The sequence below is a fragment of the Streptomyces sp. NPDC006435 genome (assembly GCF_040612315.1).
Taxonomy (GTDB): Bacteria; Actinomycetota; Actinomycetes; order Streptomycetales; family Streptomycetaceae; genus Streptomyces.
In genome coordinates, this window is the sequence record NZ_JBEXPY010000095.1 from 1 (window position 1) to 8,813 (window position 8,813).

Here is an 8,813-nt window from a genome sequence, read left to right on the forward strand (position 1 = left end):
GCTGTCCCAACACCTCCCCCCCACCCCCCCGTTTGCCCTTGTGTCTGGGCGGGCCGGGGGGGGGGGGGGGGGGTTTTGGGGGGGGGGGGGGGGGGGGGGCACAGGTGGAGCCGTCCCACCCGGCGTCTCACGGTTTCGGCGTCCGTGGTCAGTAGCCGCGTACGTCGGGCCAGTGGCGCTGGACCCCGTCGCGGTCGAGCAGTCGCGCGAACGCCTCGTACCGCTCGTCCCCGGACTGGACCTGTGCCGGTTCGACGCCCTCGGTCAGGCAGTGGGCGGCCAGGGCACCTGCGACCTCGCCGATGTTCCATTCCACCGGGTGGAGCCGGTAGCAGCCGTTGGTGATGTGGGTGGTGCCGATGTTCTTGCCGGCGGGCAGCAGGTTGCGGACACGGCGCGGTACGAGGGCGCCGAGCGGGATCTCGAACGGCACCGAGCCGATGTCGATGTAGTTGTCGCCCCCGGTGGAGGGGTGCAGGTCGATGCGGTAGCTGCCGACACCGACCGCGTCCCGGTGGCGCGTTCCGCCGTGCGGGCCGACGAGGTCGATCGACACGTCGTGCTCGGTGACGGTGGTGACGGCCTTGATCCGGCGGGACTCGCGTACGTACGGGGCCTTGGCGAGTCCGTCGTCGGTGCCGGTGACGTCGGGGCGGATCCGCAGTCCGGGGAAGCCGGTGCCGCCGTCCTGGCGGGGGGCCTCGGTCTGGAGCCAGTACAGCAGTGAGAGCGACAACTGCCGCGCCCCGGCGACCGCCTGAACGGTCGCCTCGTCCCCGGCGCCGACCAGGGGCTTGAGCCAGTAGTCGTTGAGCGGCCAGTTGACGAGCGTGATGTCGGAGTCGAAGGCGCCGGGGCGGTGCATGCCGCGGGCGAGGATGCGGCGGAAGCCCCACAGCTCCTTGTCGCCCGCGTCGGCGCTCTGGTCCGCACCGACGGCGAGCGGGTCGACGTCCGGGTTGGGGACGAAGGTGCGCGGTACGGGTTCCAGGGAGCGCGGGTCGGGCGCCTGGAACCCGAGGAGCGGACCGGGCCAGAAGCCGGGGCGGTAGGAACGCCAGAAGTCGTAGTCGGCGGGCCGGTCGACGGTGTGGTCCTCGCCCTCGTGGTGGGAGAGCGCGAAGCACACCGTGATGCCCTGCTGGTTGAGCGGCCGGGCCTCCTCGGGGGCGTGCGGTTCGTCGAACTCGTCGCGTGCCTCGGCACCGACGGCGTGCTCGACGCCGCCGAGTTCGAGGAGTTCGCCGGTCTCGGTGGCGTCGATGACGTAGCGGGCGGTGAGGGTGGTGCGGTCACCCGTCCGGAGGTTCTCCAGGGTCACGGCCCCGATGACATCGCCATCGGCTTCGGCGGCCACCGCCCGGTGCTCGGTGAGCAGGTCGAGGCGGCCCGCCGCCCGGTGCGGTGCGAGCATCGCCTCCAGCACGGTGAGCGCGACGCGCGGTTCGTGGCAGAGTTTGCTGACGCGTCCGGCGCCCGGGTTGAGGTCGGTGCGGGCGAGGGCCTCGGAGCGCATCGGGTACCACTGGTGGTAGTACGCCCGGATGCCCTCGCGCAGTGTGCGGTACGAGGCGGTGGTGCCGAACTGCTCCACCCACGGGTGCTCGTCCGGGGGGACCGCCTGGGAGGTGAGCTGGCCGCCGATCCAGTCGGTCTCCTCGGTGAGGACGACGGTACGTCCCGCGCGGCAGGCGGCGAGCGCGGCGGCGACGCCGCCGAGTCCGGCGCCCACGACGAGGATGTCCGGTTCGGGTATCACGGGTCTCCTTGTGCTGTGCGTGCGGATGGTGCGGTCGGTCAGTGCTCCTCGGCGGCGGGCGGCGGGCCCGATGTGTCGCCGGGCCGGAAGGTGCAGGCGACCAGGGGTTCGGTGGCTTCCTCCCCCGCGACCAGTGCGGCGAGCATCCGGACGGCGGCCGCGCCGAGCCGGGTGCGGGGGATGTCGAAGCCGGTGGGTTCGGGCCCGTCCGCGAGGTCGGCGGGCGGGCTGCCGAGCAACGCCAGCGAGGCGTCGCGCGGGCAGTCGATCCCGGCGACGGCGACGGCCCGGCGCAGGGCCCGCCAGGCGGCCCCGGTGTCGGTCTCCTCGGCGACGAACGCGGTGACGCCGTCGGCGAGCCAGCCCCGCAGCCGTTCGGGGGTGAGGTCGCGCTCCGGGTCGGCGGAACGGAAGACGACCCCGGGGCCGTCGCCCGGGCCGACTGCCTCCAGCCCTTGGCGGAAGCCGAGTTCACGGTCGGTGGAGGCGGGCGCCTCGTCGTCCTCGCGGACCAGGACCATCCGGCGGTGTCCGAGCGAGGCCAGGTGGCCGACGACCTCGCGGGCGGCGCTCACGTAGTCGGCGCCGACCCAGTGCAGCCCCTCCGGCTCGTCCCGGCGGCCTAGGTGGACCACGGGAAAGCCGTCGGCGACCAGCCGTCGCAGCTCCTGGACCGGTGCGTGGCGACCGAGGAACAGACAGCCGTCGGCGAGGCGGACCCGGCCCAGCGCGTCGGGGGCGCCGGCCCCCGCGCCCCCGGTGCTCGAACCGGTGAACAGCACCAGGTCGTAGCCGCGTTCCGCGGCCTCGCGCTCCACGCCCACCAGGAACGGATAGTACGAGTGCCGCACATCGGTCGGGAAGGTCGCGGTGAAGCTGAAGACGCCCAGCAGGTCGTTGCGCGCCGCCGCGAGCCTGCGGGCCGCCGGGTCGGGGACGTAGCCGAGACTGCGGGCCGCCTCCAGCACCTTCTGCCGGGTCTCCTCGGAGATCGCGGGCCCCTGCCTCTTGTCCGCGAGCACCAGCGAGACCGTGGCCTGCGAGACCCCGGCGAGCCGGGCGACCTCGGCCTGGCGCGGCCGGCCCGTGCGGCTTGCAGGTGCGGGCGCGCGGCCGGGCCTGGCCCGCTTCCCGGATTCCTCCACCTGTGCTCCCCAATTTCATTAATGCGTATTACTCATGGGCGTTGATGAGTACTGTGAGGGTCGGCCCGGCACCGGTCAAGAGAACGGGCACAAGTTCTTCACCGTGTTCTTTCCCGCACCGGACGGGCTCGTTCCGGCGCGGGCCGCCGCCGTACGGTGTGATCGACATCCCCGTGGGCGATCGCCCACCCTGCGAAGAAGGCGGTACCGCATGTCCCTGTTCGATCTGCCGCTCGACCGGCTGCGCGAGCACCGCAGCACGTCGGTGGAGCCGGAGGACTTCGACGCGTTCTGGGCGAAGACGCTCGGCGAGGCCAGGACCCACGACCTCGGCGCCCGGTTCGAGCTGCGTGCCGGTACGGGTCTGGCGACCGTGGACGTGTACGACGTGACGTTCGCGGGCTTCGGCGGTCATCCGGTCAAGGGCTGGTTCGTCGTCCCGGCGGGGGCCTCGGAGCCGCTGCCGCTGGTCGTCGAGTTCATCGGCTACGGCGGCGGGCGGGGTCTGGCGCACACCCATCTGCTCTGGGCCTCGGCCGGTTTCGCCCACTTCGTGATGGACACCCGCGGCCAGGGCAGCGGCTGGCGTGTCGGCGACACCCCGGATCCGGTGGGCAGCGGTCCCGCGTTCCCCGGTTTCATGACCCGCGGCATCGAGGACCCGTACGCGTACTACTACCGGCGGGTGTTCACCGACGCGGTGCGCGCGGTGGAGGCGGCGCGCTCGCACCCGCTGGCCGACGCGGCGCGGACCGCGGCCATCGGGGAGAGCCAGGGCGGCGGCATCACGCTCGCCGTCGGCGGGCTGATACCGGATCTCGCGGCGATCGCGCCGGACGTCCCGTTCCTGTGCGACTTCCCGCGCGCCCTGACCGTCACCGACCGCAACCCGTACCGCGAGATCGGCAACTACCTCAAGACTCACCGCGGCCGGTCCGACCGGGCGAGGGCCACCCTGGCCTACTTCGACGGGGTGCACTTCGCCGCCCGCGGGCGGGCTCCGGCGCTGTTCTCGACCGCCCTGGAGGACATGACCTGCCCGCCCTCGACGGTCTTCGCCGCGTTCAACGCCTACGCCCACCCCGACAAGACCATCGAGGTGTACGACTTCAACGACCACGAGGGCGGCGGGCCGTTCCAGGAGGCCGTGCAGCTGGGCTGGCTGCCGGGGAAGCTGAGGGCCTGACGCCTTCCGGGGCGGCCGTCAGCCGCGCGGGAGGAGGTGCCGGGACTCCAGGTAGGCGCGCGCCACGTCCTCGGGCAGCCGCCGCCAGCTGTCGACCTGCTCGTTGAGCCGGGCCAGGTCCGCGGTGGTCAGTACGGTGCCGAGCGCGCCCAGCGCCCGGCGCACGCCTTCACCGCCCGCCCGGGAGCGGTTGACGACCGGGACGAGGTGGTCGGCGTTCTGGAGGTGCCTGTCGTCGGCGAGCAGGACGAGGCCGAAGGTGTCGAGCGTGGCGTCGGTGGTGGTGGTCAGGACCATCTGGTCCTGACCGTTGCGGACGGCCTGTTTGGCCTGGGTGGTGCCGACGCCCTTGGGGTCCACGGCCGTGATGCGGATGCCGTACGTCTTCTTCAGTCCGGGCGCGCAGTAGGGGCGCCGTACGCATTCGTCACCGGCCGCCAGTCGTACGGGCAGGCCGGACGCGCCCAGGTCGCTGAGGGTTTCGAGGCGGTGTTCGGCCGCGTACGCGGCGGTGACGGCGAAGGCGTTCTGGTCGACGGCGCGTCCGGGGTCGAGGACGGTGAGGCCGCGGGGCCCGGCCAGCGCGCGCAGGGCCTTCATGGTGACGGCGAGGTCGGGCGAGCCGACGGGGGCGGCGTCGGCACCGTTCTCCTTGGCGTTCAGCCAGTCGGCGAAGGTGGCGGCGTACTCCGGCACGACGTCGATCTGGCCGTTCTCCAGCGCGGGTTCGTAGATCTCCCGGTTGGTGACGGTGATGATCGTCGTGGTGTAGCCGGCCCGGTCCAGCAACAGCGCGTACATCCGGGCGAGCAGCTCGCTCTCGGTGAATCCGGCGGAGCCGATGGTGAGGTGCTCGCTGTCGCCGGGCGGCGCGGTGACCTCGCCCCGGTTCTCCAGGGAGGGACCGGTGGCGCAGGCGGTCGCCGCCAGCAGCAGCGCCGGCAGCAGCGGGAACGCGCCGCGCGGTCTCATCGGGACGCCTCGCCGCGGAGCCGGGCGGGGAGGAGCCGTTGCGCCGCTTCGAAGAGCCCTTCGACGATCAGGGCGAAGGCGGTCACCAGGATTGCTCCGGCGACCACCTGCGCGGTGGAGGCGAGGTTGAAGCCCGCGGTGATGATGCGGCCGAGTCCGCCGCCGCCCGCCAGGGCCGCGAGGGTGGCGGTCGCGACGAGCTGGACGGCGGCGATCCGTACGCCGGTGAGGATCAGGGGCAGGGCGAGCGGCACCTCGACGCCCAGCATCAGCTGCCGGCCCGTCATGCCCATTCCCCGGGCGGCGCGCACCACGTCCCGGTCGACCTCCCGCATGCCGACGTAGGCGTTGGTGAGCAGCGGCGGTACGGCGAAGAGCACGAGGGCGATGACGGTCGGCCACTCGCCGTGACCGCCGACCGGGGTGAGGAGGAGCAGTACCAGCACGGCGAAGGTGGGGACGGCCCGGCCGATGTTGGAGATGTTGACGGCGAGTGCGCCGCCCCTGCCGAGGTGGCCGAGGAGCACGGCGACGGGCAGCGCGATCAGGCAGCTGATCAGCAGGCAGACGACGGTGAGGAAGAGGTGCTGGGCGAGGCGGTCCCGGATGCCGCCCTCGCCGGTCCAGTTCGTGGCGGTGGTGAGCCAGGACCAGGCCTCGGCGAGGGTGTTCACGACCGTCCCCGGGTCCACGGGGTCAGGAACCGCTGGGCGAGCAGGAGCAGCAGGTCGGCGGCGACGGCGATGATCACGCAGAGGACTGAGGCGGTGAGCACCTGGGCCTTGAAGTAGGTGTTCATGCCGGAGTAGATGAGGTTGCCGAGTCCGCCGTGACCGACGATCGCGCCGACCGTGACCAGGGAGACCGCGGAGACGGTCGCGATCCGCAGTCCGGCCATGGCGGCGGGCAGGGCGAGGGGCAGTTCGACGGTGAGCAGCAGGCGCAGCGGTCCGTACCCCATGCCGCGCGCGGCCTGCCGGGTCTCCTCGGGCACGGCGCGCAGTCCGGCGAGGAGGTTGCGGACGAGCAGGGTGAGCGAGTACAGGACGAGTCCGGCGACGACGAGCGAGGCGGAGAGTCCGTACACCGGGAGCAGCAGCGAGAACATGGCGAGCGAGGGGATGGTGTACAGGGCGGTCGTCACGCCCAGCACGGGGCCCGCCGCCCAGCGCCGGTGCCGTGCCGCGAGGGCGAGCGGAACGGCGAGGAGCAGCCCGATGAACACGGAGGCCGCGGTGAGCTGGACGTGCTGGACGGCGGCGTCCCAGAGGATCTCGCGCCGGCTGGAGAGGTAGGCCCCGCAGAGCCACTCGTTGCGCGCGAGGCAGTCGTCGGGGGGCGCGGTCACCCGTCCATTGGAGCGCGGGGGTGCGGGCGGACGCGCGTCCTGATCGGCTGTCCGGGGGTGCGGCCCGGTGAGCGACGGGAACGGGTTCTCCGGACCGCCGCCCGGGTTCCGGCGCCCCGGACCGTCGCCCGGTGGCCGGTGTCCCGGGCCGTCACGCGGGTTCCGGTGTCCCGGGCCGTTCGACCTTTCGCACCGTGACGTCGTCCGGTCCGAGCAGGCGTCCGTCGGCCGCGCGGACCTCCAGCGTCCGCGGGGTACGGCCGTGGCGCAGGTCGACCATCTCCGAGTGGGGTTCGCCGGGGTCGAAGAAGTGCGCCTCGCCCCACTGCCTCAGCGCCACGACGACCGGGAAGAGGTCCCTGCCCTTGGCCGTCAGCGCGTACTCGTGGCGGGCGCCTCCGTCGGCCGCCGGGACCAGGTCGAGGATTCCGCTCCCGACCAGTTCGCGCAGCCGCGTCGCGAGGATGTTCTTCGCGATGCCCAGGCTGCGCTGGAACTCGCCGAAGCGGCGGCTGCCGTCGAACGCGTCGCGGACGATCAGGAGCGCCCACCAGTCGCCGATCGCGTCGACCGAGCGGGCCACCGGGCAGTCGCTGTCGTCGAGGCGTGTCCGTTTCACCATGCCGCTTCCCCTTCACCCAATCGGTTGCAACATGCTACCAGTCAGCACTAGCGTCCATCAGGTGGCAACTTGCAACCAAAAAGCCGAGGGGTGCCCGTGACCGACAGCGAGAGAACGACCAGGACCGTGGACACGGGCGATGGAGCACCGGCGGCCGCCCCGTCCGGACGCACCCTGCTGCTCTTCGCGGTCGCTTCCGGGGCGGCGGTGGCCAACGTCTACTTCGCGCAGCCCCTCCTGGTCACCCTGGGCCGGGAGTTCGGGATCGGTACGGCGTCCGTCGGCATCGTCGTGACCCTCACCCAGATCGGCTACGGCCTCGGGCTGTTCCTGCTGGTGCCGCTGGGTGACCTGGTCGACCGGCGGACCCTCGTCGTGGCCCAGCTGGCGCTGCTCGCGGCGGCGCTCGCGGCCACCGGCACGGCGGTCGCCGCGCCGGTCCTGCTCACCGCCCTGGCCGCCGTGGGTTTCCTCGCCGTGGTGACCCAGACGCTCGTGGCCTTCGCGGCGTCGCTGTCCGCCCCGGACCGGCGCGGTCGCGCGGTCGGCCTGGTCACCAGCGGAATCGTCATCGGGATCCTGCTCGCCCGCACGGTCTCCGGCGCGCTGGCCGACCTCGCGGGCTGGCGGGCGGTCTACCTCGCCTCGGCCGCGCTGACCCTGGTGCTCGCCCTGGCCCTCGCCCGCGTACTGCCGCGCCGGTCGACACCACCGGCCTCCATGCGGTACGTCCGGCTGCTGCGTTCGACGCTCGCGCTGTTCGCCGAGGAGCGCGTGCTGCGGGTCCGCGCTCTGCTCGCCCTGCTCGTCTTCGCCGCCTTCAGCACCCTGTGGAGCTGTGTCGCCCTCCCCCTGAGCGAGCCCCCGCTGTCCCTGTCGCACACCGCGATCGGGGCGTTCGGGCTGGTGGGGGCCGCGGGAGCGCTGGCGGCCGCGCCGGCCGGCCGACTGCACGACCGGGGGTTCGCCGGGTGGACGACCGGGACCGCACTGGTCCTGCTCACCGTGTCGTGGCTCCCGCTCTCCCTCACCCGGCAGTCGCTGTGGGCGCTGGTGATCGGCGCGGTCGTCCTCGACCTGGCCGTGCAGGCCGTCCACGTCACCAACCAGAGCCTGATCTACGCGGTCCGCCCCGATGCCGGGAGCCGCCTGATCGGCGGCTACATGGTCTTCTACTCGATCGGCAGCGCCACGGGCGCCCTCGCCTCGACGGCCGTCCACGCACGGGCCGGGTGGGGCGCGGTGTGTCTGCTCGGCGCCGCGATCAGCGCGCTCGCGCTCCTCGTGTGGGCGGTGGATCAGTGGCTCGGCGGCCGCAGGCGCAGTTGCAGCATCGCCTCGAAGCGGGCCTCCGGGTCGGCGGGATCGATGTCCGCGACCGCGGCCAGCCGCTTGAGCCGGTAGCGGAAGGTGTTGGGGTGGATGTGCACGGCGGCAGCGGCTGCGGGGACGTCACCGAAGGTGCTCAGCCAGGCGTCCAGGGTGTCCGTGAGGGCCGTGTTGTGCTCGGCGTCGTGGGCGAGCAGCCGTACGACCGGGCCGTCCGGCAGGTCGTCCTCGGCGGCGACCCGGTCGGTCAGTTCCTCCAGCAGCGCGGCGGCGTAGACGTCCGACCGCCGCCCCGGGCCCCGGGCCGTCGCGGTCCGGGCCCGGGGGCGGCGGTCGGGGTCACCGGCCGATCCATTGCGGGGACCCGGTGGTGACCTCGGCCAGTTGTCCGGGGACCGGGGAGATTCCGATGCCGGGTCCGCGGGGCACGGTCAGGTGGCCGTCCTCCAGTA

The 8,813-nt window shown here is 73.2% G+C and carries 9 protein-coding genes; 2 read left to right on the plus strand and 7 right to left on the minus strand.

Going from position 1 to position 8,813, the window contains the following annotated elements:
- Nucleotides 1-148 precede the first annotated feature (148 nt).
- On the minus strand, nucleotides 149-1,759 hold the full coding sequence (locus ABZZ04_RS38930; RefSeq protein WP_356936974.1) for an FAD-dependent oxidoreductase: 1,611 nt from the start codon (nucleotides 1,757-1,759) through the stop codon (nucleotides 149-151).
- A 38-nt stretch (nucleotides 1,760-1,797) separates the two neighbouring features.
- Nucleotides 1,798-2,904, minus strand: coding sequence for a LacI family DNA-binding transcriptional regulator (locus tag ABZZ04_RS38935; protein ID WP_356936975.1), 1,107 nt, complete (start codon nucleotides 2,902-2,904; stop codon nucleotides 1,798-1,800).
- 211 nt (nucleotides 2,905-3,115) lie between these two features.
- Between ABZZ04_RS38935 and ABZZ04_RS38940 the strand changes: the two genes are divergently transcribed.
- Nucleotides 3,116-4,090, plus strand: a complete 975-nt coding sequence (locus tag ABZZ04_RS38940; protein ID WP_356936976.1) for an acetylxylan esterase — start codon at nucleotides 3,116-3,118, stop codon at nucleotides 4,088-4,090.
- 18 nt (nucleotides 4,091-4,108) lie between these two features.
- Here the strand turns inward: ABZZ04_RS38940 and ABZZ04_RS38945 are convergent, their stop codons facing one another.
- The 4 genes from ABZZ04_RS38945 to ABZZ04_RS38960 form a co-directional block, all read right to left on the minus strand.
- The gene (locus ABZZ04_RS38945) at nucleotides 4,109-5,062 is read right to left on the minus strand and encodes an ABC transporter substrate-binding protein (RefSeq protein ID WP_356936977.1); all 954 of its coding nucleotides are present in this window, start codon (nucleotides 5,060-5,062) and stop codon (nucleotides 4,109-4,111) included.
- Nucleotides 5,059-5,736, minus strand: a complete 678-nt coding sequence (locus ABZZ04_RS38950) for an ABC transporter permease (RefSeq protein ID WP_356936980.1) — start codon at nucleotides 5,734-5,736, stop codon at nucleotides 5,059-5,061. The genes ABZZ04_RS38945 and ABZZ04_RS38950 overlap by 4 nt, the downstream gene beginning before the upstream one ends.
- Nucleotides 5,733-6,410, minus strand: a complete 678-nt coding sequence (locus ABZZ04_RS38955) for an ABC transporter permease (protein ID WP_356936978.1) — start codon at nucleotides 6,408-6,410, stop codon at nucleotides 5,733-5,735. Before ABZZ04_RS38955 ends, ABZZ04_RS38950 begins: the two co-directional genes overlap by 4 nt.
- A 151-nt stretch (nucleotides 6,411-6,561) precedes the next feature.
- The gene (locus tag ABZZ04_RS38960) at nucleotides 6,562-7,032 is read right to left on the minus strand and encodes a helix-turn-helix domain-containing protein (RefSeq protein WP_356936979.1); all 471 of its coding nucleotides are present in this window, start codon (nucleotides 7,030-7,032) and stop codon (nucleotides 6,562-6,564) included.
- Between the two features lie 126 nt (nucleotides 7,033-7,158).
- Between ABZZ04_RS38960 and ABZZ04_RS38965 the strand changes: the two genes are divergently transcribed.
- Nucleotides 7,159-8,436, plus strand: a complete 1,278-nt coding sequence (locus ABZZ04_RS38965) for an MFS transporter (RefSeq protein ID WP_356936981.1) — start codon at nucleotides 7,159-7,161, stop codon at nucleotides 8,434-8,436.
- Here ABZZ04_RS38965 and ABZZ04_RS38970 read toward each other — a convergent pair.
- On the minus strand, nucleotides 8,331-8,624 hold the full coding sequence (locus ABZZ04_RS38970; protein WP_356936982.1) for a helix-turn-helix domain-containing protein: 294 nt from the start codon (nucleotides 8,622-8,624) through the stop codon (nucleotides 8,331-8,333). The two genes, ABZZ04_RS38965 and ABZZ04_RS38970, sit on opposite strands and share 106 nt — an antisense overlap.
- Nucleotides 8,625-8,813 lie beyond the last annotated feature (189 nt).